Here is a 22,698-nt window from a genome sequence, read left to right on the forward strand (position 1 = left end):
ACATAGCCTGACCGACCTCGTAAAGCTGGCTTTCCACACATTCCCCAGCCGGGCTTCTGACTCACAGCAGGGTCCGGCCAGATTTATGGTCCTGCATTCATCCCGTATTCGGGCGGGATGAATACTCCTGGTCGTGCACGGCGGAGAGAGACGGCAAGTCTCCGCCGTGCAAAAAAAACGGACTCGCATCTCCTTTGGAAGCGAAGGCCGCCCGCCGTCGGCACGGGGCCGGAGACGGGCAGCTGCCCTGTGCCTTCGTTTTCCGAAGGACCTTACTGGAGAAGAAACATGAAGGTTCTCATTGTGTACGGTTCGACGACAGGCAATACCGCGGGCATTGCGGAAGCGCTCGGCGCAAGAATGGGCAACGCCGGTCTCGACGTGACGGTGCTGAACGCCGCCGACGCCACGGCCGAGGGATTGTGCAACGGTTACGACGCCGCGCTGTTCGGCTGTTCAGCCTGGGGCACCGACGAGGTGGAAATGCAGGATGATTTCAACACGCTTTTTGAAAATTTCGATGCCATCGGCGTAGACGGCAAAAAAGCGGCCTGCTTTGCCAGCGGCGACAGCAGCTTCGAGCATTTTTGCGGGGCCGTGGACGTGATTGAAAACAGACTTTCCGGTCTGGGGGCCGTCATCATGGAAGAAGGGCTCAAGGTGGAAGGTGACTATGACGGCAGCCGGGATGACGTGGACGGCTGGTGCGACCGCATCATTGCGGATCTGCAGGCGTAAACGGCGTTGCGGTATCGCGTTCCTTCGGCAGAAAAATGCAGGGGGAGCGTTGCCGTATTGCCGGAAAATCCGCTTCGACGCGTCGCGGGACGCAAACATATGAAAACATCAAGACCATGAAAAAAAGGGAATCGCCAGAGAAGAGGCGGTTCCTTTTTTTGTGTCTTCGGGGCGTTCTGCCCGAGTCGGCGTATCATGCGGAAAAGACGGATCGGTCATCCCGTGGTCCGTCCTTACAAGACTCGTCCGGCACTGTTGAGTCGAACATCGCAAAAAAAAAAGACGGAACCTTCAAGGTTCCGTCTTTGGAGCGGCTGTTTTTACAGCACGTCAAGCAGCATCTTGGTTGCGATGACGTAGAGGAAGCAGGCAAAGAATTTTTTGAGCTGCGGCACCGGAAGCTTGTGCGCAATGCTCGCTCCAAGGGGAGCCGTGAGCATGCTGACGGCCACGATGCCTACCAGGGCAGGAAGGTAGAGATAGCCGAACGCATAGGCCGGGAGCTCGGGATTGTTCCAGCCGTTGGTCACGAAGCCGAGACATCCGGCAAAGGCGATGGGGAAGCCCATGGCCGCAGAGGTGCCCACGGCGCGGCGCATGTCCATGTTGTGCCAGACGAGGAAGGGCACGGAGAGCGTGCCGCCGCCGATGCCGACGAGACTGGACACGGCCCCGATGACCACGCCGGCGCCCGTCATTCCGGCAAAGCCAGGCAGCGTGCGGCTGGCGCTGGGCTTTTTGTTCAAGAGCATGTTGGTGGCCACGTAATAGAGGAACACCACAAAGAACATCTGGAGATAGCGGGCGGGAATGCGGGCAGCGATGAAGGATCCGCCGTAGGTGCCCGCCAGAATGCCGAGAGCGATGCAGCGGAAGACATGCCAGTCCACGCCGCCGTGACGGTGATGAGCCATGGCGCTGGAAATGGACGTGAACATGATGCTGCCGAACGAGGTGCCTATGGCCATGTGCATGGCCACTTCCGGCGAGATGTTCAGCCACTGGAAGGAAAAGACGAGCATGGGCACGACTATGGCTCCGCCGCCTATGCCGAGAAGGCCGGCAAGAAGACCGGCTACTGCGCCGAGCACACAGTAAAGAAGTATTGCGGTTATCATATCCTCTCTCTCCTTGGGACGTTGACGTGTCATCATAACGGCTGGGGGAAGCGCGTCAATGCCGTCCCGTCCTCCATGTGACGGCTGTGACGAGCGAGACTCAGGATTCCAGAATTTCCCTGACGATGCCGAGGGCCAGGGCCAGCTCTTCACGGCTCGCAACGCCGCCGAGGGCAAGACGCACGCCGTGTTCCGCGACGCTGTGTCCCATGTGGAAATGTTCGCCTTCGGCCACGATCACGCCCCGTTTCCGTGCTTCCGCCGCAAGCTTCCGTCCCGTCCATGCCTCGGGCAGGCGGAGCCAGCAGAAAAATCCGCTGTTGCGGGACATGAGGGGAAAACCGTCCAGAATGCTGCGGGCCAGGGCATTGCGGAACGCGGCCTCCTCGCGTTTTGCCTTCAGGGTTTTTTCGGCCGTGCCGTCGCTTATCCACTGAGAGGCAAGTTCCGCCATGAGCGGAGGCACCATGGAGATGGTGTGGGAGATGGTGCGCTCAAGCTCTTCAAGCGTGTGCTGAGGCGGGCACAGGTAGGCCACCCTCAGCCCGCCGCCGAGTATTTCGCTGGTGGCGGCGATGAAGCAAGTTCTTTCGGGCGCAAGTTCTGCAAAGGCCGGTGCAGGCTGTGCGTTCATGGCAAGGGCGTACACGTCGTCTTCAATGATGAGCACGTCGTGTTTGCGGCAGACCTCCACCAGTTCTTTCCGACGGGACTCCGGCATGCGCGTGAGCGTGGGATTGCGGCAGGATGGCATGAGGTAGACGGCCTTCATGCCGCCGCTTCGGCAGGCGTTTTCCAGCGCGTCGGGCAGCATGCCGCAGGCGTCGGTGCGGACGGGAACCAGCGGCAGGCGCAGACGCCAGGAAAGCTGACGAAGCAGCGGATAGCTCAGCGTTTCCACGGCAAGTCGATCGCCGGGCGTGCAGAGCGTGGTGAGCAGCGTCATGAGCGCATGCTGCGAGCCTGCGCATACGAGAAGATCGCGGCCGGACACGGGCACGCCGTATCTCCGTGCCCACAGAGCACCGGCTTCGCGATGCCTCTCCAGACCTGCCGGGCGATGATAGCTTTGCAGCTCCGCCATGGCCCGGTCATCCATTCGCGTCACCATCCGTTTCAGCGCGTCGTGCAGGGAAGGATTCAGACTTTCAAAGGGGGCGATGAAGCCGAGATTCCAGCGCGGCTCGTCGTCATCGCACGATTCGGGCGTGTCGTCACGGCTTTCAGGCCAGGCCGTGGCCGGGGGCAGCGGGGCGGGGGGAGGCATGACGTCCACGTCCGAGCCTGCGGCGGCAACAAAGCTTCCCCGTCCCGTCACGCCGGTGACGAGTCCCCGTTTTGCGGCTTCGGCATAGCCGTGCGTGGCCGTTCCCGTGGTGACGTTGAGCCATGCGGCAAGAGCGCGCTGTGTGGGCAGGGCGTCTCCGGGGCGGAACGTGCCCTGTCGTATGCTTTCTTCCAGCGCCTCGGCCACGCGCTGATAGCGGCAGGGAGCGCCCGAGTGTTCATAGAGTTCGCGCAGTCTGCGCAGACGGTCATCGTTTGCGTTCATCGGATCCTTCGAGGCTGTTGTCTCATCCTGGAACAGGACGGCATGAAAATGAGCAATGCGCCCTTGCATGCATGACAATATTAATTGTCCCCGTATTGCTTTATTTTCTAGAAAAAGGCAAGGAAACGACCTAATTCCGAAATAAGTTCCGGCCTGTTTGCGGCGTGATGGCGTCTTTTCGGAAAATGGCCGGCAAAAGGAGCTCATTATGGAAAAAGGAACGATTCGACTGAAGACGGGTCTTGCGGAAATGTTGAAGGGCGGCGTCATCATGGATGTGACCACGCCTGAGCAGGCCGTCATTGCCGAGAGGGCAGGCGCCTGCGCCGTCATGGCGCTGGAGCGCGTTCCGGCGGACATACGCAGGGCCGGAGGCGTGGCGCGCATGGCGGACCCTGCCGTGGTCAAAAGCATCATGAAGGCGGTGAGCATACCCGTCATGGCCAAGGTGCGCATAGGCCACATGGCCGAAGCAAGGATTCTGGAGTCGCTCGGCGTGGATTACATCGACGAGAGCGAAGTGCTCACGCCTGCGGACGACCGTTATCATTTGAACAAGCATGATTTCACCATTCCTTTCGTCTGCGGCGCGCGCAATCTCGGCGAGGCGCTGCGGCGCATTGCCGAAGGCGCGGCCATGATACGCACCAAGGGAGAGCCCGGCACGGGCAACGTCATAGAGGCCGTGAGGCATATCAGGGTGGTCATGGACGAGCTGCGTCATCTGCTTTCGCTGCCCGAAGAGGAAGTGCCGGGCTGTGCCAGGGAGCTCGGCGCGCCTCTTGAACTTCTGCGCGTAGTGCGGGAGAAGGGCGCTCTGCCCGTGGTGAACTTTGCGGCGGGCGGTATTTCCACTCCCGCCGACGCCGCGCTCATGATGCAGCTCGGCTGCGACGGCATTTTCGTGGGCTCGGGCATTTTCAAGTCTTCCGACCCGGAGCGCTTTGCCAGGGCCATTGTAAGGGCCACCACCAACTACAATGATGCGGACGTGCTGGCGGAAGTGTCGGAAGGACTCGGCAGTGCCATGCCGGGCCTTGACATTTCCACCATCGCCCCGGAAGAGAGAATGCAGGAGCGGGGATGGTAGAGCCTCTTCACATAGGCGTGCTCGCACTTCAGGGTGCGTTTCGGGAACACCGGATCATGCTGGAAAGGTGCGGTGCGAAGGTGACGGAAATACGACGTCTGTCCGGGGATTCTCCGTGGGGAGGGCTGGAGGGCTTCGACGGCATTGTGCTGCCGGGCGGGGAGAGCACGACCATGGGAAGGCTGCTCGTGGAAGAGGGCCTGCTTGAGCCTCTGCGGGCCTGCGGACGCGCGGGAATGCCCGTGTACGGAAGCTGCGCCGGACTCATTCTGCTCTGCCGCGAGGTGGAAGGACCGGACGGTGAGCTTCTCGATCAGCCTCGGCTCAATCTGCTCGACGCCCGTGTTCGACGCAACGCCTTCGGCAGACAGTCGGACAGCTTTGAAACTCGGCTGGACGTGAAGGGCGTGGCCTGCAACGTGGAGGCCGTGTTCATACGCGCTCCCGTCATCGTGTCGTGCGGCTCTTGCGTGGAGGTGCTCTGCCGTGTGGAAGGACCGCTCGGCCCGAGTCCCGTGGCCGTGCGGCAGCATCACATTCTTGCCACGTCTTTTCACCCCGAACTCACGTCGGACGGCAGGTTTCACGAAAGCTTTCTGCGTCTTTGTCTTGCGTGGCGCGCTGCCGGAGGTCTTTTCTCCTGACGGGCGGCACGTCTTTCCGGCCCCGGGAAAACCGGGGCCTTTTCATTGCGAAAGCCGGGCAAACAGGATAAGGCAGGAGAGTCCGCAGGCGACCTCCCGAGGGCGGAACGCCGCATTCTTCATGCTGGGTCGCCGTATGCGGACAGGATTTTCGTGTTCTTTCCGCCGGACTCAGCGGAAGCGCGCAACGACAACAGCCATCAAGGAGCCTCCATGCCCGTCATCACTCTTCCTTTCGGTCCGCTGGAAGCGAACTGCTACATCGTGCACAACGGCAGGGACGCCGTGGTGTTCGATCCCTCCGACGAAACGGATCTCGTGCTGAAGAAGATCGCCGAGAACCGTCTCACGCTGCGCGCCGTGGCGCTTACGCATCTGCACTGCGACCACTGCATAGGCTGCGCCGACATGACGCGCGCCACGGGACTCGTGCCTTTCGTGGGAGCTCAGGACTGGGCGGAGCGCGGCCTTCTGCTGTGCCGCGGCATGTGCTTCGGCATGAATCTGAAGCCCTTTGAGGCGAATGTCCTTGAGCCGGGCGAGGTCAGCTGGGGCAGTCTTTCCTGCCGAGTCATCCACGCGCCGGGTCATTCCGAAGGCAGTCTCTGCTATTACTTCGCCGACCTCGGTCTTGTGATCACGGGCGACGTGCTTTTCTTCCGTTCCGTGGGACGAAGCGACCTTCCCGGCGGCGACGGTGAAAAGCTCATGAAGTCGCTGCGGGAACGCCTGTATACGCTGCCCGACAACGTGGTGGTGTATCCCGGGCATGGGCAGGAAACGAGCATCGGTTACGAGAAGGCGCACAACTGCTGCTGCCGAGCCTAGATTCCGGCGTTTTTCATGCGCGCGGCAGGAACGCAAAATGCGTCTGCCGCAAAAAAACGCTTGAAAGGCCGATGCCCCGTAGAAAGGTCATGGAAAAGGCGCCGTCGTCGTTTCCGGCAGAAGGTTTTCTTCCTTCATGAAGGGGACGACGGGGCGTGGCGCAGGGAGGAAGAACGTGTCGGCTCCTGTCTTTCTTGCCTCGTGCAGTCCGAGGCGCGGCGGCAACAGTGATTTTGCCGTGTCGCTCATGCAGCGGAGCATGAAGGTGCCGTGCAGGGCGTGGCGCATCGCTGATGAAGGCGTCCGGCCCTGCGTTTCCTGCGGGATGTGCCTTTCCCGCCCCGGAACGTGTTCTCTTGATGCGCCCGGCGACGGGGCGAAGGCGCTGTTTGACGGCATGTGCGCCGCGCCCGTGAGCGTGCTGGCGTGTCCTGTGTATTTTTACCATGTGCCCGCTCAGGCCAAGGCGTGGATAGACCGCGCCCAGCGATTCTGGACCTGTGGAGAGAAACCGGGACGGGGCAGAGTGCTGACGGCCGTTCTTTTCGGCGCGCGACTTCGCGGCGAAAAGCTTTTTGAAGGCGCGGAACGGACGTTCCGCTACATGGCCCTTGCTCTCGGGATGACCTGGAGTGAGCCGCTTCGTCTTTACGGACTGGACGGCCCCCGGGATCTTGAGAACAGCGCGGAGGCCTGTGCGCGCATCGTTTCTTTTGCCGAAGCTCTGGCCGCAGGGTCGGCGTCGTGAGAGCGTCGGAGAGCCCGGCTGCGGCGGTCGGACGTCTTGCGGGAACTGTGGCCCGTCTGCTCGGTCTCAGGGAACGGCGCTGTGTGTCCTGCCGCGAGCCCTTTGAGCCGGAAGAGGTCGCAGACCGTTCGGAATCGCCCGTGGACGACGTGCTGCATCGTTTTTTCTGTCCTTCCTGCCGGACGAAGATGAAGCGCCGCATCACGGGATTCTGTCCGTACTGCGGAGAGCCCTCGCTTCTGGAAGAGGCACCCTGCATGCCCTGCGCTCAGTGTCTCGTCCGCACGCCGCCGTGGAACGATGTCATTTTCTTCGGCGTGTACGGAGGGCTTTTGCGGGATCTTCTTCTGCGGATGAAGTTCGGCGGTTCTCTGGCCTGTGCGGACGTTCTCGGAAGACTGCTGGCGGCGCTTTGCGCTGAGCATTACGACGTGACGGTGAAGCCTGATGTCATCGTGCCCATGCCGCTGGACGTAGGAAGACTGCGCGAGCGCGGATTCAATCAGTGCCGGGAGCTCGTGCGGCACGTGTCGAAGGACATGGGCGTGCCCGTACGTTCCGACCTTCTTGTCAAGGTTCGTCAGGTGACTCCGCAGGAACTTTTGAACAGGGAGCAGCGCCGGAACCTGGCTCAGCCCTTTCGTGCGGCGGACGCCGGAGGGCTTTTCGTGCTTCTGGTCGACGACGTGTGCACGACGGGCGCGACGCTCGAGCGGGCGACAGAGAGTCTGCTTGCGGCGGGCGCTTCCCGCGTGGACGTTGCCGTGCTGGCACGTTCGTCGCGCTTTGAGGCTGACGGAGGCGGAAGCTTCGCCTTGCCATGAGGCGTCTTCGCCTGCTATGCATAGCGCCGGAACGGTCCGGGTACGCAGACGATTGCCGGATTTCCGGGCGTCTTCCGTCGGCGTGCGCCTTGCAGGTAGAGCGGAGCCGGAGGCGGCGTGCTGCCTTTCCGGGTCTTCCTGCCGCGGCTTTTCATGCCGGACAGAGCGTGATCTCTTCGCCGTGCGGCCGCTTTGAACTCCGGCCTTCGACTCTTCATGTTTTTTCATGCTTTCAAGGATGGCTCATGTCAGAACTTCCCATTCGTCCCGATGCTCCGTGGCTGGCCCCTCTTGCCGGCTGGTCCGACCTGCCCTTTCGCCTTCTCTGCCGCGAGATGGGTGCCGCCGTCTGCTGTACGGAAATGGTGAGCGCCAAGGGGCTGGTTTACGGCGGTCGCAACACCGAGGAGCTGCTTGCCACCACGAGTGAGGAAGGGGAGAGGCTGGAAGACGGAAGCGTGGTCTGCGACCATCCTCTGGTGGTGCAGATTTTCGGTGCGGAGGTCGAGTTCATGGAACAGGCCGTGCAGCTGTTGCGTCACCGCGGCTTTTCGTGGTTCGACGTGAACATGGGCTGCTCCGTGCCCAAGGTGACCAAGACCGGCGCGGGAGCGGCCATGCTGCGAGATGTGCCGAACGCGCTGCGCGTGGCCGAAGCCGTCATCCGCGCAGCCGGACCGGGAAGGGCCGGATTCAAGATCCGCCTCGGCTGGGACGCGGAGCATGAGGTTTATCTCGACCTTGCCCGCCGTCTGGAAGAGCTCGGAGCGGGATGGATAACCCTGCATCCCCGTCATGCGGTGCAGGGCTTTTCCGGCACGCCGAGACATTCGGCCGTGGCGGAGCTTGCCCGGGAGCTTTCCGTGCCCGTGATCGCGAGCGGCGATCTTTTCACCGCGGCCGACGGCGTGAGGGTGCTCAGGGAAACGGGAGCGGCCTGCGTCATGTACGCACGCGGCGCGCTCAAGAATCCGGCCATATTCGCCGAGCACGGCAGACTGCTTGCGGAAGGGGCCCTGGAAGGGGAGCTGCCGGAGGGCTCGGGACTGGCCTGCGAGGAAGGCCGGAAACTCGACGCGCAGCACGCCTGCGATGTTCTGGATTCCCTTCCCGCCGACAGAGAGGCCCTTGCCCTTGTGATACGTCGTCATGCGGCTCTGGCCCGCCGTTACGCGCCGGAGCATGCCATTTTGAAAATGCGCACCTTCGTGCCGCGATACGTCAAGAATCTGGACGGCGCGCGGGCGCTGCGGCAGGAAATCGTGTCCTGCCGGGACTGGGATGCGCTCGATGAGGTTCTGAAGCGGCACCTGGGTGACATCGCCCTTCGTTAGCGGTAGGCTTCAGGAACATTCCTGACGTTTTTTGCGCCTTCCTCCCCTGAATGCCGTTTTCGTGCGGCGGCATAAAAGATAAAGAAACTGACCGCTCTGCGGCCGAGGATTGTTCATGTCCCTTTCAAGCAAAGTGAATCTCTGCGATCTGCCGTATCCTGCCCTTGAGCGCTTCGTCATGGAGGAGCTGGGCTTCAAGAAGTTCCGCGCCGTGCAGATATGGCAGTGGATATGGGTGAAGAACGTGGCCGGCTTTGAGGCCATGACCGACATTTCCCAGAGCGACCGGGCAAAGCTTGCAGAGCTTGCCGAGATACGCTGGCCCTCCATTGCCGACGTGCGCGTAAGTTCCGACGGCACCACCAAGTTTCTTCTTGAGCTTGCCGACGGCGAGCTGGTGGAAACGGTGCTCATTCCGAGCGACGCGCCCAAAAGGCCCAACGACCTTTCCGTGCGCATGACGCAGTGCGTGTCCACGCAGGTGGGCTGCGCCATGGCCTGTTCCTTCTGCAGCACGGGAAAGCTGGGCTTTCGACGCAACATGACCATGGGCGAGATTCTGGGACAGGTGCAGGTCGCGCGCGCCTATGTGCACGACACGCAGCCCGAACGCCCCATCATCCGCAATCTCGTCTACATGGGCATGGGAGAGCCCCTGCTCAATCTCGACACGGTCATGGATTCCCTGCGCACGCTGGAGCATCCGAAGGGGCTGGCCTTTTCTCCCCGCCGCATCACGGTGTCCACCTGCGGCATAAAGTCGGGCATGAGAGAGTTCGGGGACAGCGGTCTGGCCTTCCTTGCCGTGTCGCTGCACGCGCCCAATCAGGAGCTGCGCGAAAAGCTCATGCCGCGCGCCGCGCGCTGGCCGCTTGAGGAGCTCATAGGCGCGCTGGAAGAGTATCCGCTCAAGACGAGGGAACGCATCACGCTTGAATATCTTGTCATTGCCGGTGTGAACGACCAGCCTGAGCACGTGAATCAACTGGCCCGCATATGCGCGCGCCTCAAGGCCAAGCTGAATCTCATTCCCTACAATCCCACGCCGGGCACGCCGTACCGCGCGCCTTCGCCCGAAGAGCTCCTGCGCTTTGAAAAGGCGCTGTGGGCCAAGGACATTACCGCCATCGTGCGCAAGAGCAAGGGGCAGGACATCGAGGCGGCCTGCGGCCAGCTTCGTGCCGCCCATGACGCCGCGGCATCCTGCAGCAACTGATTTTCTGCGCTTCGCGCGGAGGTTCGGATGAAAAGACGGAAGGGAACTCCGAAACGTTCGGAGATTCATTCCGTCTTCGTTTTCGGAAAGCGTGCGCGTTACTTGTGCATGACCGTGGAGCTCCAGCACAGAAGGGAGCCCAGAACGATGACGGCCACGCCCTGCCAGAACGCACCGTCGAGACTTGCGCCTATCCATACCGTGGCGAACAGGCAGGAAAGCACCGGCGTGAAATAGGAGGCGATGGCAAGAATCGTGATGTTGCCTTTGGTGACGCCGTAGCTCCACGCGGCGTAGGATCCGCCCATGGCCACGGCTCCGATGGCGACGCTCGCCCAGCCCGTGAACGAGGCATGGGAAATGTCGCCGTAGCCTGCAAGCCACAGACAGGAAAACATGACGCTGTCTATGGCGAACACGATGAGCGTGGGGTTCTCGCCGTTGGACCATGCCCGCGTGAAGTTCGAGTAGGCGGCCCAGGCCACCGCGCCGACAAAGGCCAGAACATAGCTCCATGGATTGTTCTGCACGTGCATCCATATTTCCGCGGGCTGCACGCCCTTTTCTCCGCCGAGCACCATCATGACGCCGAGAAAGCTGATGACCACGCCGGGAGCTATCCACCATCTGGCCTTCTGTCCGTTGAAAAGCACGGCAAAGAGCACCACGAGACAGGGCCAGAGGTAGTTTACCATGCCCACTTCCACGGTCTGCTGTCCGCCGTCCGACAGATAAAGCGACAGGCAGAAGCAGACGGAACACACGTTGGCCAGGGGAATGCCCAGGAAAAGATATTTTCTGGGATAGGCACTGATTCTGGGAAGTCCGAGAAAGAAGACGAGGAAGAGACAGGTGGAGACGTAGAGAATGGACAGTCCCGCGGCAAGGCCGAACTGTTCCGTGATGCTGCGCACCAGCCCGACGGACATTCCCCAGCACACGGGCGCGGCAAGCCCCAGAAGCGTGGCCTTGCCGCTAGCGGAAGGAAGATAGGACATGGCGTTTCCTTGTGGATGAAGGAGAAGAGACGAATCTGCCCTTCCGACAGTTTTTCCGTTTTGTCAATATGTTTTCATCCTGTGAAATTCCTTGCGTTTTTTTGGCCATCTTCCGAAGGGGGAGCGTTTGCATCGGCGGGAAAACGCAGGAGAGGCGCAGACGGATCGAGACGGAAGGATGATTTTTTGACTTGACAGAACAGGGGGAGTAGTTCAAATTCAAATTTAGATTTGAGATTTTTGCTGGAAACAGCGCAATCCCGTTTTGACGGGACGAATTTCGCTCGTGGTGCGCGCGGGAATACAACCTCTCCATTCCCTTGTCGCGCAGGCCGCTTTCTGGGGAAGGACGGCGAGACTTCGTGAAAGAGATACGCACGATGTCTGCCACCCCTCGGCGGCCGTGAAGGTTCTGGGGCATGGCCGTCCACGATGCCCCAGCCTTTTTTTTGCCCTTTTTTCATCGCGGCGTTTCGGGAAAGCCGTTGCGGCCCGTCCCTTCCTGGCTTATGCTTGACGCAGCGTTCCCTGACGAGAGGTTTCCCCTGTATGCTGTTTTTTCCCCGCAAGAAGCACTCGCGTGAGGACGGCGAAGCCACGCGCCGTCAGATTCTCGGCACGGCCGTTCGTCTGTTTGCCGAGCACGGATACGCCGATACGACGAGCAAGATGATCTGTCGTGAGGCGGGCGTGAACATTGCCGCCGTCAACTACTACTTCGGCAGCCGGGATGATCTCTACCGTGCCGTTCTCGACGACGTGCATGAGCACATCGTGAACGAAAGGCAGATGGAACTCATCACCTCCGCGGAGCTTCCCGTGGAGGTGAAGCTGGAAAGAGTGCTTGACGCCTACATCGCGGCGGCCTACGACGGGCAGAGCTGGTATGCAAGGATATGGGCGCATGAGCTCATCGCCCCCTCGCCCATAGGCGGGGTGGACTTTCTCAAAAGCACCCTGTCCAAGGAAAGAAGCATAGGGTCGCTTCTTTCGGAAATGACGGGCATTCCCCGTGACGATCCGGCGCTTCAGTGCTGCATCATCACGGTCATGGCCCCGTATCTTCTCATGCTCTGCGTGCAGCGCGACATGGCCCGTTCTCTGACCACGGTGTTCGGATACCGCAAGGAAGACGTGAACCGTCATTTCAAGCTGCTGCTTTTTGAAGCCCTCCGCGCCTTTTCCGAACGCTACGCGAAGGGAGAACTTCCTTCCGTGTCTCTTCGGGAGGAAGGGGAGGAATAGGGTTTCCGTGCGACTGATTCTGACCGTCGTTCTGGCGCTGGCGTGTCTTCTGCCGGGGCCGGGCTTTGCCGCGTCTTCCCGCGGACCTTCCGCGGAGCAGATGGCCGGCGCCATGATCATGGTGGGCTTTCACGGGACAACGGCTCCCGAGTCCGTATTGAAGGCCGTTTCCGAAGGCCGTCTCGGCGGCGTCATTCTGTTCGACAGGGGGCGGAAAAAGGGTGATCCGTACAACGTCGAATCGCCCGCCCAGCTGAAGAGGCTGATTTCTTCCCTGCAGTCCGCTTCCGCCCGAACGCTGCTCGTGGCCGTGGATCAGGAAGGCGGCAGGGTATGCCGTCTCAAGCCTGAGCGCGGTTTTTTTGCGCTTCCTTCCGCCGAGCTCATGGGCCGCATGAGCGAAGAGGAAGTGCGGGTGCTCGGATTCAAGGCCGGTACGGAAATGGCAGAACTCGGCATCAACGTGGATCTTGCGCCGGTGGTGGATCTTCAGCGTTCCCGGCAGAGTCCCGGACTCGGCAATGCGGGACGTCTCTTCGGTTCGGGAAGCGAGCAGGTGACGAGGCAGGCGCTGGCTTTTGCCGACGGGCTTCGCGAAGCGGGCGTTCTGCCTGCGCTCAAGCATTTCCCCGGCCTCGGCAGCGCCAGCAAGGATTCTCACCTGGCCTTGCCGGACGTGACGAAAACCTGGACGGAAGAAGAGCTTCTGCCCTATGTGGAGGCCTTTCAGCGAGGCTGGCCTGGCATGGTGCTCGTGGCGCACGTGTATCATCGGGGGCTCGACGCGCACCTGCCTTCTTCCCTGTCTTCAAAGGTGGTGGACACGCTTCTGCGCCGCAGGCTCGGCTGGAACGGCGTGGTCGTGAGCGACGATCTTCAGATGGGAGCCGTGGCAAAGGGGCGCTCCCTGGAAGAGAGGGTGCGTCTTGCCGTCGCCGCGGGCAACGACATCCTGCTTTTCGGCAACAATCTTTCCTATGATCCTGATCTGCACGACAAGGTCTTTCAGGCGCTCATGCATCTGGTGCATGCGGGCGTCGTGAGCCGGGAGAGGCTGGAAGAGTCCTGGCGGCGCATAGAAGCCATGAAACGTACTCTTGAACCGGCACGCTGACCGCTCTGGGGCGGAGTCCTCTTCCGGGCACGTTGCTTCTTCGCCCCTGTGCTCCATGGCCTTCAGCGCCTTCGAGGAGAGCTTGCCCCTACTTCCAGAAGCTCATGACCGGCTGTGCCGCCGCAAGCTCCTTCAAAGGCAGCGTCACGGTGACCACTCCCGCGGCCCACGGGCCGACCTGGTACGGGTTGAAGTACACGGTGAGGCCGTCTTCTTCCAGCAGGAAGGTGCTGAAGTTTTCTTCTTCGGGGGCGGTGCCGGCCTCCACCATGTCCTGAGGAAGCTCCTGCTCCAGAAGTTTTTTTCTCGTCAGCTCGCTCATGAGCGCAAGAGCCTTTTCAGGCCGTCTGAAAAGGTCGTGCAGCCCGACGGACCTTCCGTTCGAAGAGACGTAGTTTCTGGAGAGGACGAGCAGATTTCCGTGGGCGCCGCCGGCATACTGGTAGGCCTTCCACAGCATGCCCGTCACCTTGCCGTTGCCGTGAATGGTGCCTTCAATGTCCATTTCAAACATATGTTCCGGCATGTCCGGCGATTTTTCCTTCATGGCCCGGAGTTCCTTTCTGTCCTGCTCTGCCGCTTCCCTGAAATCATCCACGAATCGCCTGACGAGATCGTCGGATTCCCTGTCCGGCAGGGCAAGGCCGAAGCGCTGCCAGGACGCCTTGACGTTCAGGTCGGAGGATTGTTCCGTGTAGGTGGACAGGGCGGGTTCCCCGGCAGCGGCGGCGTGTGCGGCAAGGGCAAGGAAGAGGGACAGGAAGAAGGGAGCAATCTTGTTCATGGCGTCCTCGGAAGTGAAGATCAGTCTTTGACGTGTCTTACGTTTGCGCCCTGCATGACGGCGCGAAAGCGCGGGCAGTCCCGTTCGTGGTCGTTGATCATGCCGCAGGCCTGAAGCATGGAATAGATGGTGACGCTGCCGACGTATCGGAAGCCCCGTGCCCTGAGGGCGGCGCTTACGCGGTCGGAAAGTTCATTTTTGGCGGGCACGGCACGGTCGTGGCTTTCATAGACCAGCATGCATCCGTCGGTAAAGCTCCAGAGCCATGAATGAAAGGAGCCGAACTGCTTCTGCACGGCAAGAAAGGCGCGCGCGTTGCCCGCAAGCGCTTCCACCTTGCGGCGGGAACGGATCATGCCGGGCACGTCAAGGGCGGCCTCCACGTCGCTTTCCGAAAAGGCGGCCAGGCGCTCCGGATCGAAACCGGCGAGCGCCTGCCGGAATATGTCTCTTTTTTTGAGCATGAGCAGCCAGTTCAGGCCGCACTGCAGAACTTCCAGAGAAAGATGCTCGAAAAGCACGTTGTCGTCGTGTACGGGCACGGCCCATTCCGTATCGTGGTAGAGGCGCAGCAGGTCGTTGCTTCTGCTCCATGTGCAGCCGGGATGTTCCATGGCGATTCCTCCAGAGGGGCATAGTGCCCTGTTTCCGCGGCGAAGTACAGAGAGGCGCTTGACAGCGGAAAGCCCCCTGCATAAACAGGAGAAATTCTTCGGCCGGAAGGGAACTCTTCCGGCCTTGTCCTTTTTGAAGGGCATGAACCTTCATGAAAGTCCGCCGGGGAGACGGCGGCGGGGGGAATTGTGAGCTTTCCGGTCGTGAGCCCTCGCTGGGCCTGTTCGTTTTTCTTTGCCGTCACGGGGATTGCCTACGGCAGCGTGATGTCCCGCATGCCCGCCATCAAGGCGCAGGCGTTCTTGAGCGATGCCGACGTGGGCGTGATGCTGCTGTGCATGGGCGTGGGCGGACTTTTTTCCTTCCCTCTGGCGGGCTGGGCCATTTCACGCACGAGCTGCCGCACCGTGCTTTCCCTGGCAAGCTGCGGGCTCATTCTGCTTTTTCCCTGCATGGGGCTGGCGTCGGGATTTGTTTCGGCATGCCTGCTTTTTGCGCTTCTGGGCTTTGCCATAGGCATGAACGACGTGGGCATCAATGCGGGCTCCATTCTGGTGGAAACGTCCATGCACAGGCCCGTCATTTCCTCCATGCACGCGCTCTACAGCACGGGCGGCCTTCTGGGGGCGCTCGCAGGCTCATGCATGGCGGCTCTAGCGGTTCCTCCGCTGGGGCATTTTGCCGGCATTGCTCTGATCCTTCTGGCGCTTCTTCCCCTGTTTGCCCGGAATCTTCTGCACGACGTGCCGCGTCCAAGAGAGAAAAAAGGGAAATTTTCCTTGCCGCCTCTCTGGGTGCTGGCCTTCGGCATACTCATGCTCTGTTCCTATTCCTCGGAAGGTTCGGTGGGAGAGTGGGGCGTGCTGCTTCTGCATGAGGTGAAGGGTGCGTCCGAGCATACGGCTGCCCTGGCTTATGCCTCGTTTTCCGTGGCCATGGTGATCATGCGCTTTTTCGGCGACCGGCTGCGCGAACACTTCGGCGACGCACGTCTCCTGCGCGCGTGCTGCGGCTGCGCGCTTTGTGGCATTCTGGTGGCCCTTCTCTCCCCGTGGCCCCTTGTCTGCCTGCTGGGATACGCCCTCATGGGGTTCGGCCTTTCGGTCAGCGTGCCCATCATCTTCAGTGCGGCGGGCCGGAGACACGACATGCCCACCGGCACGGTGACGGCCTTTCTTTCCATGCTTGCAGCAAGCGGTCAGCTCTTCATTCCTCCGCTCATCGGCATGCTGGGTTCTCTTGTCGGACTTCAGGCGGCCATGGGCGTGGTGGTCGTGCTGTGCGCCGTCATGTTCTTCGGCTCCGGCGTGGTGCGGGACAGAAAGGCCTGAGCGGGGGAAAAAGGGCGTTTTTTGCAGCGCGTTTTGCATGACGAAAAAAGGCCGGCTCCGAAAGGAGCCGGCCTTGTCTTATCCTGCCGTCAGAGGGGTCCGGCCTTCTCCCGGAATGACAGAAGAGAAGGGCGGTGGCGACGGGATGAAAAGATGCCTAGAACTTGTAGCGGAAGTTCAGCGCAGCGCGCCAGGCGTTGGAGAAGTCGCTGTTGTCGCCGGCGGCGTTCTTCCACACGCCGCCGTCGAAGTCCTGGAAGGCGTAGCTCAGTTCCAGAACGGTGACGAAGTTCTTGTAGATCTGATAGGAGGTGTCGAAGTCCACTTCCACCACGTGGTCCTTGGTGGTGAGATAGTTGGCCGGAGACACGGAACCTCCGTAGATGTTGTTGATGATGTTGGGCATGTTGCTGCTGTTGGTGCCGCGGAAGTAGCTCACCCGCAAATCATGCGACAGGTTGTCGATGAAGCTCATTCTGTTGAGCTGGGCGCTGATGCCCCAGGTGCCGCCGGCGCTGCCGTTGTCTATGGTGTTGGCGATGTTGAAGCGGCCCTTGAAGTAGGAGCTCGCGCCGGGCTTGAAGCCGCCGGAGAGGTACAGAGGCTGTTCGGAACCGTTGGTCACCTTGCTGTCGTCGCCGGAAGCGTACCAGGCCTTCAGGGTGGGCACGAACCAGGGCAGACGGTATTCGGCGAGGGCGGCCAGATACCAGCCTTCGCGTTCCGTGGAGGCGTTGCCGTTGTGCGTGCCGCTGTAATAGAAGTCCATGGCGAGGCGCAGAGGATCAAACAGCGTGAAGTCGCCGCCGAAGCCCGCGAACCATACGGTGGAACCGGTGCCGTCGGGCGTGGCCACGAGCGTGCCGTTGTCCCAGGAGAGACGGTTCATGCCGTTGAAGGGCAGCAGGCCGGAAGCGGTGGGACCGGCGTTCGACACGCGGTCGAAGTTGTCGCCGCCGTGACCGACCATGGCCCAGGGAGTGAAGCGGAAATAGTCGTACTTGAGATCGCCTATGAGACCGAACAGATCCACGTCGGCGTCGTTGTAGTCGTATTCGCCGTAGGCGTTCTTCAGAGGATCGGACACGGCGCGCATCCAGAAGGCGTTGGCGCTGAAGGTGTCGGTCACGGGGGCGGAGAGGAACACGCCGGTGGCGGGATCGTCGAGCACGGGGCTGCCGGCCACGTAGTTGGGCAGAAGCACTTCCTGCTGGCCCATGCGCACATGCACGTTCGTCTGCGGAATCATCCAGTCAAGGTAGGCCTGACGGGTGGTGATGTTGGTGGAGCGGGTGCCCAGAGCGCCGCCGTCGTTCTCCATCTTGCCGGCGCCCTTGTAGGGGCCGCCCCAGTTGAAGATGCCGATCTGCGCCTGATAGAACGCCGAGAGCTGTTCGCTCATGACGAAGTCCATGCCCAGACGCATACGCTGATACACGTCGAAGTGATGCTGGTTCAGCTCGCGGCCGGTGTTGTGGCGATAGTCCGAAGCGTCCATGAAGGAGTTGTCGCCGTTGAGATTGCTGGAGCCGCTGAACGAGAAGTCGTAGGTTCCGCTGATCTTGACGTCGACGGCGGATGCGCCGCTTGTCGCGGCCAGCGTCATGCCTGCCGCCAGCATGAGGGTGAGAATCTTTTTCATGTCATACCTTCCCACTGTTTTGCCTGATTCTTCCGGCATGGATGACATTCCATGCGTCATACAGAAGAAAGAATGCAGGATTTTGGCCTTTATGAAAGGCATGGAAAAGGTATAGTTTCTTTTTTATGACAAAAACAATATGAGAATGATTAGAATGTTCAGTTTTTTACACGTTATTATACGCTGACGTATGAGATGATTGCTGGCATATTATATGATTGTGTTATTTTGATTATAGAGTAGTTATGGCATTATCGTAGTGTATTATAATAATGGTATCCCATGCGGAAAAACTGATGCAGGCATTGCAGCCGCCGGAGGAGCAGAAAGGGCCGGCGCAACGTCGGAGCGGCAGGGGCTCTTTTTGTCTCCTTGCGGCAAAAAGGAGAAGCGGAGCGCCACGGGACGTCCGGCATGATGCGAAAAGCCGGGAGCGGCTGCCGACCATGCGGAAAAGCGACCGGAGACGGTGAATCGACGCGCCGTGTCGAAAAGCGCGCCGGGCATGCCTGCTGCAGGAAAGCGCTACATGGGTCTGACGCTGTCTGCAAGGTCTTTGAACAGCGCTTCGATGCAGGCCGCGCTCTGGGGCGGCAGGTGTCTGCGCCGTCTCGTGATGAGTGAATACTGGCGCAGCACTTTTTCTCCGGGCAGGGGATAGATGTCGAGCTCGTCTTGGCAGTGCCGCACGGTGAAGTCTTCGAGAATGGTCACGCCCATGCCCGCCCGCACGTAGGAGAGAATGACCGCCGAGTTGTTGGCCGTGGCGGCCACGGCCGGAGAGGCACCGCATTCGAGAAGTTCGTCCGTGACCACATGGCTCAGCGTGCTGGCTGAGGAGAAGGAGACGAAGGGGACTCCGTCAAGTTCGTTCGGGTCCTTGAGAAATCCCTGTTCGTCCCGGGTGAAAGCCGTGTCGCGGCGGCTGACGAGCACCAGTCTGGACAGAAAGAGCGGACGCGCTTCAATGGTCGGGGGAAATTCCTTTCCGGCCAGGATGCCGAAGTCTATGGCGGAGCTGTTGACGAGATCCAGCGTGAAGCTCGATTCGCCGCCGGACTGCAGAATGAAGCTCGTGAGCGGGTACTTCTGATGAAAACGTGCGAGAGGGGCGGCAATGATGTTTGCCGAAACGCTGTGCGTCGTGGAAAGCGAGACTTCCCCCTTGAACTCCTCTCTGCCGCCGCTGCCCACCTCGCAGCGGATTTCCTTGACGAGGTCGAACATGGTGATGGCCTTTTCCTTCAGAAGACGGCCCTCCGCCGTGAGCTCCAGGCTTTTGTTGCGCCGGTGGAAAAGCTGCACGCCGAGTTCCGTTTCCAGACACTGCACCAGATAGCTGACGGCGGGCTGCCTGAGACCGAGACTTTCCGCCGCCTGCGACATGTTGCCGTATTCCGCCACGGCATAGAAGCCGCGGAGCCACTGCAGAAAGTTTCCGCTGAAGGGTTCGATCATGGCTTTCCCCCGAAAAGACGATGTTCCGGCGGCTTGTCGCCGAAAAGGACGGACGGTGCCGCTGCGCATGCGGTATTGAAGTCGTCTATATAGCAATCAATAAATTTTATCAATAATTGTTTTGACAAAAATTTTTTTAGAATGATAGAAGAAGCTCGACTGCTCCGTAAAGGGCGGTCGCGTTTCCGATGCGACGGCGCACGGCAGAACCTTTAATCCCGAGGCTCCCATGACCACGCTTATCGCCTGTTCCAGACTGTACAACGCCACGGCCCGTCATGCGGAGGCCTGGCGGATGCTTTTCGAGGAGGTCGGCCGTCTTGCCGGCGTGAGGCTTGTCGTGCTGGACTGGGCGGCACCGGCGTCTCTCGGCGAGCTGTGGAAAAGGCCTGACATGGGGCTGGTGTTCATGTGCGGACGGCCGTATGTGCAGGCCGGAGCCCGTCACCGCATCATGGGCGCGCCCCTCGGACCCGAGTCTGGAGAAAAGGCCGTGTATCGGACGCTTCTTCTGGCCCGTGCGTCCAGCGGCTGGACGAGAGTGGAGGACAGCTTCGGCGGCAGGCTGGGCCGTATGCCCGCCCACTCCCAGTCGGGGTACAACGCCCTGCGCTTTCTGCTTGCGCCGCATGCGGCGGGACGGAAGCTCTACTCGCAGATCGTGGAGCTTGAGACTCCGGCCGACTGCCTGAAGGCGCTGCGCGAGCATCGCGCGGATGTCGTTCCCCTGGACAGTTATTTTTACAGCCTGCTTGTTTCCGCCAAACGGGAATGGCAGGAGGAGCTTTGCATCATCGGCCGTTCTCCCCTGACGGCCATGCCTTTTCTCGCGTCCTCTCCCGAGGCGGACGAGCGCGCCGTCTCTGCGCTTCGCGGGGCGCTTGCGGAGTGGAGCCGTGCCTCCTGCGGCGAGGAGCTCCGCCGGGAACTGTGCATGCGTGGCTTCTGCCTGCCTTCCCCTTCCGACTATGCGGTCCTTGCGGAGCAGGAAGCCGGGGCTCTGCGCCTCGGCTACCCCTGCCCCGTCTGATTTCACCTGAAACTTCTGGAGTCCACACCATGCAGGAAAGCTACCTTACCTATCTCAACGGGCCCGACGTCGACGCTCTGAACATGACCGATGCCGAAATTCTTGCGGCCGTGGAGGAGAGCCTCCGCGCTCAGGGGCTCGGACAGACCCGCATCGAGCCGCGGGTGCATCTTGTGCCCGAAGATTCCGCCAAGGGTCATTTCAACGTGCTGCGCGGCTATATTCAGCCTCTGCACGTGGCGGGCGTGAAAATCGTGGGAGACTATGTGGACAACTACAAGCAGAATCTCCCGTCGGAAATGGCGATCATGAACCTGTTCGATCCCGAGACCGGCATGGTGAAGGCCGTGCTCGACGCCACGTCCATCACGGACATGCGCACCGGCGCGGTGACCGCTCTCGGTGCGAAATACATGGCCAGAAAAAATTCCCGCGTGCTCGGTCACATAGGTTCCCGGGGAACCTCCTACTGGAACGTGCGTCTGCTTGATTCGCTGTTCGATTTTGAGGAGATACGCGTCCATTCCCGCCGTCCGGAAAGTCGCGAGGCCTTCGGCAGAAGACTTTCCGAAGATCTCGGAAAGCCCGTTCGCGTGGTGGACGACTGGCAATCCTGCGTGGAGGGCGCGGACATCGTGGTGGAGGCGACAAGGCTGCCCGCCCCCTGTCCCATGCTGAAGACGGAATGGATAAAGAAGGGCGCCTTCGTGGTTCCCTACGGCACCATGAGCGCGGTGGAGCTCTCGCTCACCGACATCATGGACAAGATCGTGGTGGACGACTGGGGGCAGTGCCGCAAGGGGCTTCCCTACGGCTCGCTGCGGCCCCATGTGGAGGCGGACAAGCTCACCGAGGAGAATCTGCACGCCGAGCTCGGGCAGATCGTGGCGGGCCTTCGTCCCGGCCGTGAAAGCGATGACGAGACCATTCTTTTCTGGCATCGCGGTCTGAGCACCAACGACATCGCCCTCGGCTGGGCCATGCTGGAAAAGGCCGGCAGACTCGGCCTCGGTCAGAAACTGCGTTACCGCTGACGGCGGGGGCACGGGAGGCGTCTGCCTTCCGTGCCCGGAGTGATTCACCATAATTTACGGCGGTACGTTCATGCGCTCCCGTTCCTTCTCCTATGCATGCCTGCTTTTCGCCGCGCTGTGCGGCGCATACTTTCTGGTGTTCTTCCAGCGGCTCAGTCTCGGGGTCATCATGCCCGAGCTTGCGCAGGAACTTGAGCTTGCGCCTGCCATGACGGGCTGGCTCGGCTCGGCATTCCTGTACGCCTATGCGGCCACGCAGATTCCCGCGGGTCTCATGGTGGACGGCTGGGGGCCGAGAAGGGCCATGCTGATTCTTTTCGGACTCGGCGGCGTGGGAGGCATTCTTTTCGCTTCCGCCTCCGGCCTCGGGCAGGCCCTTGCGGGCCGCGCCCTCGTGGGCGTGGGCATGGCCGTCGTGACCACGGCTTCCTTCAAGATCATGAGCCGCTGGTTCTGTGAAGGCGCGTATGCGAGACTTGTGTCCATATTCATGGCCGTGGGCGGACTCGGCACCTTTTTTGCCGCGGCCCCGCTGGCCTCGCTCAGCGATGCCTTCGGATGGCGTCCGGTGTTCTGGGCCATCGCAGTCTTTTCCCTGCTCTGGGGCGCGGTGCTCTTTTTCCTCGTGAAGGATGCTCCTTCCGAAAGCCAGCGGCGGGAACTCGGTCTGCCGGCCCCTGCGCTGATGAACATGGGGCAGGATGAGCCGCAGAAGAGGCTGAGCGCACGCGAGGCCTTCCGCGTGCTGTTTTCCTCGCGTCAGTACCGGCTCATCGTGCTGTGGTATCTGACGGGAGCCTCCCTGTTCTTTTCCTTTGCCGGACTGTGGGCCGGAGACTACTACCGCAGGGTGCATCACCTCTCTTCCGAGTCCGCGGGAGCGCTGCTTTCGCTCGGCGCGCTCAGCCTGGTGGTGGGAACGCCCGCGGGAGCATGGATTTCCGAAAGACTTCATTCCCGGAAGATCGTGCTCGTGGCGGGGTCCCTTGCCGCGCTCGCAAGTTCCGCGAGCCTCTGTTTCTGTACGGCTCCGTTGCCTCTCTGGGCGCTCTGGCTTCAGTTCGGCGGCATATGCCTTGCCGGCAATGCCACGGCCTCGGTGCTGTTCACCGCGGTGAGGGAAACGCTGCCGGGGTCGGTGCTCGGACTGTCCACGTCCATGCTCAGCTTTTCCATTTTTGCCTGCACGGCCTGCCTTCAGGCCGCCGTGGGCGCGGTTCTGGAGCGTCTGCAGATGCTCGGCGTCGATGTCGCCTATTCCCGCGCCTTCCTCATCTATTTCGCCTTTTCCCTCATCAGCCTTGTCGCGGCGCTCATGCTGCGCGGGCGCAGCCGGGCCTGAGGCCCTCGGAGCA

21 protein-coding genes are annotated in these 22,698 nt (G+C 61.2%); 14 read left to right on the plus strand and 7 right to left on the minus strand.

Annotated elements, in window-relative coordinates:
* Window positions 1–288 precede the first annotated feature (288 nt).
* The gene (locus tag QZZ60_RS01455) at window positions 289–738 is read left to right on the plus strand and encodes a flavodoxin (protein WP_295636809.1); all 450 of its coding nucleotides are present in this window, start codon (window positions 289–291) and stop codon (window positions 736–738) included.
* 320 nt (window positions 739–1,058) lie between these two features.
* Here the strand turns inward: QZZ60_RS01455 and QZZ60_RS01460 are convergent, their stop codons facing one another.
* Together QZZ60_RS01460 and QZZ60_RS01465 are read right to left on the minus strand one after the other, a co-directional pair.
* On the minus strand, window positions 1,059–1,856 hold the full coding sequence (locus QZZ60_RS01460) for a sulfite exporter TauE/SafE family protein (RefSeq protein ID WP_295636812.1): 798 nt from the start codon (window positions 1,854–1,856) through the stop codon (window positions 1,059–1,061).
* A 100-nt stretch (window positions 1,857–1,956) separates the two neighbouring features.
* Complete coding sequence (locus tag QZZ60_RS01465; protein ID WP_295636814.1) at window positions 1,957–3,408, minus strand: PLP-dependent aminotransferase family protein; 1,452 nt, start codon at window positions 3,406–3,408, stop codon at window positions 1,957–1,959.
* Window positions 3,409–3,616: 208 nt separating this feature from the next.
* On the opposite strand from QZZ60_RS01465, the gene pdxS reads away from it, so the two are divergent.
* The 7 genes from pdxS to rlmN all read left to right on the plus strand — a co-directional run bounded on the left by pdxS (window position 3,617) and on the right by rlmN (window position 10,092).
* A complete protein-coding gene (gene pdxS / locus QZZ60_RS01470; RefSeq protein ID WP_295636817.1) occupies window positions 3,617–4,498 on the plus strand; it encodes a pyridoxal 5'-phosphate synthase lyase subunit PdxS in 882 nt (293 codons plus the stop codon).
* Window positions 4,492–5,142, plus strand: coding sequence for a pyridoxal 5'-phosphate synthase glutaminase subunit PdxT (gene pdxT, locus QZZ60_RS01475; RefSeq protein ID WP_295636820.1), 651 nt, complete (start codon window positions 4,492–4,494; stop codon window positions 5,140–5,142). Before pdxS ends, pdxT begins: the two co-directional genes overlap by 7 nt.
* A 213-nt stretch (window positions 5,143–5,355) precedes the next feature.
* A complete protein-coding gene (locus QZZ60_RS01480; protein ID WP_295636822.1) occupies window positions 5,356–5,970 on the plus strand; it encodes an MBL fold metallo-hydrolase in 615 nt (204 codons plus the stop codon).
* Between the two features lie 175 nt (window positions 5,971–6,145).
* Complete coding sequence (locus tag QZZ60_RS01485) at window positions 6,146–6,718, plus strand: NAD(P)H-dependent oxidoreductase (RefSeq protein WP_295636825.1); 573 nt, start codon at window positions 6,146–6,148, stop codon at window positions 6,716–6,718.
* Window positions 6,715–7,542, plus strand: a complete 828-nt coding sequence (locus QZZ60_RS01490) for a ComF family protein (RefSeq protein WP_295636828.1) — start codon at window positions 6,715–6,717, stop codon at window positions 7,540–7,542. Before QZZ60_RS01485 ends, QZZ60_RS01490 begins: the two co-directional genes overlap by 4 nt.
* Before the next feature lie 245 nt (window positions 7,543–7,787).
* Window positions 7,788–8,876 (plus strand): tRNA-dihydrouridine synthase family protein, encoded by a 1,089-nt coding sequence (locus QZZ60_RS01495; RefSeq protein ID WP_295636831.1) that lies wholly within the window; start codon window positions 7,788–7,790, stop codon window positions 8,874–8,876.
* A gap of 115 nt (window positions 8,877–8,991) precedes the next feature.
* Window positions 8,992–10,092 (plus strand): 23S rRNA (adenine(2503)-C(2))-methyltransferase RlmN, encoded by a 1,101-nt coding sequence (gene rlmN / locus QZZ60_RS01500; RefSeq protein ID WP_295636833.1) that lies wholly within the window; start codon window positions 8,992–8,994, stop codon window positions 10,090–10,092.
* Between the two features lie 98 nt (window positions 10,093–10,190).
* Here rlmN and yddG read toward each other — a convergent pair whose 3' ends face one another.
* Window positions 10,191–11,090, minus strand: coding sequence for an aromatic amino acid DMT transporter YddG (yddG, locus tag QZZ60_RS01505; RefSeq protein ID WP_295636836.1), 900 nt, complete (start codon window positions 11,088–11,090; stop codon window positions 10,191–10,193).
* 549 nt (window positions 11,091–11,639) lie between these two features.
* Between yddG and QZZ60_RS01510 the strand changes: the two genes are divergently transcribed.
* Complete coding sequence (locus tag QZZ60_RS01510) at window positions 11,640–12,335, plus strand: TetR/AcrR family transcriptional regulator (protein WP_295636839.1); 696 nt, start codon at window positions 11,640–11,642, stop codon at window positions 12,333–12,335.
* 7 nt (window positions 12,336–12,342) lie between these two features.
* The gene (locus QZZ60_RS01515) at window positions 12,343–13,449 is read left to right on the plus strand and encodes a glycoside hydrolase family 3 N-terminal domain-containing protein (protein WP_295636842.1); all 1,107 of its coding nucleotides are present in this window, start codon (window positions 12,343–12,345) and stop codon (window positions 13,447–13,449) included.
* A gap of 88 nt (window positions 13,450–13,537) precedes the next feature.
* On the opposite strand, the gene QZZ60_RS01520 is transcribed toward QZZ60_RS01515, so the two are convergent.
* Window positions 13,538–14,233, minus strand: a complete 696-nt coding sequence (locus QZZ60_RS01520; protein ID WP_295636845.1) for a DUF3298 and DUF4163 domain-containing protein — start codon at window positions 14,231–14,233, stop codon at window positions 13,538–13,540.
* A gap of 20 nt (window positions 14,234–14,253) precedes the next feature.
* The gene (locus tag QZZ60_RS01525) at window positions 14,254–14,847 is read right to left on the minus strand and encodes a DNA-3-methyladenine glycosylase I (protein ID WP_295636846.1); all 594 of its coding nucleotides are present in this window, start codon (window positions 14,845–14,847) and stop codon (window positions 14,254–14,256) included.
* Between the two features lie 189 nt (window positions 14,848–15,036).
* Here QZZ60_RS01525 and QZZ60_RS01530 point away from each other — a divergent pair, with 189 nt between their 5' ends.
* A complete protein-coding gene (locus tag QZZ60_RS01530; protein ID WP_295636850.1) occupies window positions 15,037–16,179 on the plus strand; it encodes an MFS transporter in 1,143 nt (380 codons plus the stop codon).
* Window positions 16,180–16,336: 157 nt separating this feature from the next.
* On the opposite strand, the gene QZZ60_RS01535 is transcribed toward QZZ60_RS01530, so the two are convergent.
* Both QZZ60_RS01535 and QZZ60_RS01540 read right to left on the minus strand, forming a co-directional pair.
* Window positions 16,337–17,821 (minus strand): outer membrane homotrimeric porin, encoded by a 1,485-nt coding sequence (locus QZZ60_RS01535; protein ID WP_295636853.1) that lies wholly within the window; start codon window positions 17,819–17,821, stop codon window positions 16,337–16,339.
* Between the two features lie 525 nt (window positions 17,822–18,346).
* Window positions 18,347–19,279: a LysR family transcriptional regulator gene (locus QZZ60_RS01540; protein WP_295636854.1), complete on the minus strand. Its 933-nt coding sequence runs from the start codon at window positions 19,277–19,279 to the stop codon at window positions 18,347–18,349.
* Between the two features lie 229 nt (window positions 19,280–19,508).
* On the opposite strand from QZZ60_RS01540, the gene QZZ60_RS01545 reads away from it, so the two are divergent.
* The 3 genes from QZZ60_RS01545 to QZZ60_RS01555 all read left to right on the plus strand — a co-directional run bounded on the left by QZZ60_RS01545 (window position 19,509) and on the right by QZZ60_RS01555 (window position 22,685).
* Window positions 19,509–20,309, plus strand: coding sequence for a PhnD/SsuA/transferrin family substrate-binding protein (locus QZZ60_RS01545; protein ID WP_295636857.1), 801 nt, complete (start codon window positions 19,509–19,511; stop codon window positions 20,307–20,309).
* Window positions 20,310–20,338: 29 nt separating this feature from the next.
* Window positions 20,339–21,343, plus strand: a complete 1,005-nt coding sequence (locus QZZ60_RS01550) for an ornithine cyclodeaminase family protein (RefSeq protein WP_295636861.1) — start codon at window positions 20,339–20,341, stop codon at window positions 21,341–21,343.
* Between the two features lie 70 nt (window positions 21,344–21,413).
* The gene (locus QZZ60_RS01555; protein ID WP_295636864.1) at window positions 21,414–22,685 is read left to right on the plus strand and encodes an MFS transporter; all 1,272 of its coding nucleotides are present in this window, start codon (window positions 21,414–21,416) and stop codon (window positions 22,683–22,685) included.
* Window positions 22,686–22,698: the final 13 nt, after the last annotated feature.

It is taken from the genome of uncultured Mailhella sp. (genome assembly GCF_905187505.1).
Taxonomy (GTDB): Bacteria; Desulfobacterota; Desulfovibrionia; order Desulfovibrionales; family Desulfovibrionaceae; genus Mailhella.

Excerpts from the sequence above, each read along its gene's own strand:
- pdxS (WP_295636817.1), top strand. The coding sequence starts at position 3,617 with ATGGAAAAAGGAACGATTCGACTGAAGACGGGTCTTGCGGAAATGTTG.
- QZZ60_RS01455 (WP_295636809.1), top strand. The coding sequence starts at position 289 with ATGAAGGTTCTCATTGTGTACGGTTCGACGACAGGCAATACCGCGGGC.
- QZZ60_RS01545 (WP_295636857.1), top strand. The coding sequence starts at position 19,509 with ATGACCACGCTTATCGCCTGTTCCAGACTGTACAACGCCACGGCCCGT.
- QZZ60_RS01540 (WP_295636854.1), bottom strand. The coding sequence starts at position 19,279 with ATGATCGAACCCTTCAGCGGAAACTTTCTGCAGTGGCTCCGCGGCTTC.
- yddG (WP_295636836.1), bottom strand. The coding sequence starts at position 11,090 with ATGTCCTATCTTCCTTCCGCTAGCGGCAAGGCCACGCTTCTGGGGCTT.
- QZZ60_RS01525 (WP_295636846.1), bottom strand. The coding sequence starts at position 14,847 with ATGGAACATCCCGGCTGCACATGGAGCAGAAGCAACGACCTGCTGCGC.
- QZZ60_RS01535 (WP_295636853.1), bottom strand. The coding sequence starts at position 17,821 with ATGAAAAAGATTCTCACCCTCATGCTGGCGGCAGGCATGACGCTGGCC.
- QZZ60_RS01480 (WP_295636822.1), top strand. The coding sequence starts at position 5,356 with ATGCCCGTCATCACTCTTCCTTTCGGTCCGCTGGAAGCGAACTGCTAC.
- pdxT (WP_295636820.1), top strand. The coding sequence starts at position 4,492 with ATGGTAGAGCCTCTTCACATAGGCGTGCTCGCACTTCAGGGTGCGTTT.
- rlmN (WP_295636833.1), top strand. The coding sequence starts at position 8,992 with ATGTCCCTTTCAAGCAAAGTGAATCTCTGCGATCTGCCGTATCCTGCC.
- QZZ60_RS01510 (WP_295636839.1), top strand. The coding sequence starts at position 11,640 with ATGCTGTTTTTTCCCCGCAAGAAGCACTCGCGTGAGGACGGCGAAGCC.
- QZZ60_RS01520 (WP_295636845.1), bottom strand. The coding sequence starts at position 14,233 with ATGAACAAGATTGCTCCCTTCTTCCTGTCCCTCTTCCTTGCCCTTGCC.
- QZZ60_RS01495 (WP_295636831.1), top strand. The coding sequence starts at position 7,788 with ATGTCAGAACTTCCCATTCGTCCCGATGCTCCGTGGCTGGCCCCTCTT.
- QZZ60_RS01555 (WP_295636864.1), top strand. The coding sequence starts at position 21,414 with ATGCGCTCCCGTTCCTTCTCCTATGCATGCCTGCTTTTCGCCGCGCTG.
- QZZ60_RS01465 (WP_295636814.1), bottom strand. The coding sequence starts at position 3,408 with ATGAACGCAAACGATGACCGTCTGCGCAGACTGCGCGAACTCTATGAA.
- QZZ60_RS01460 (WP_295636812.1), bottom strand. The coding sequence starts at position 1,856 with ATGATAACCGCAATACTTCTTTACTGTGTGCTCGGCGCAGTAGCCGGT.
- QZZ60_RS01550 (WP_295636861.1), top strand. The coding sequence starts at position 20,339 with ATGCAGGAAAGCTACCTTACCTATCTCAACGGGCCCGACGTCGACGCT.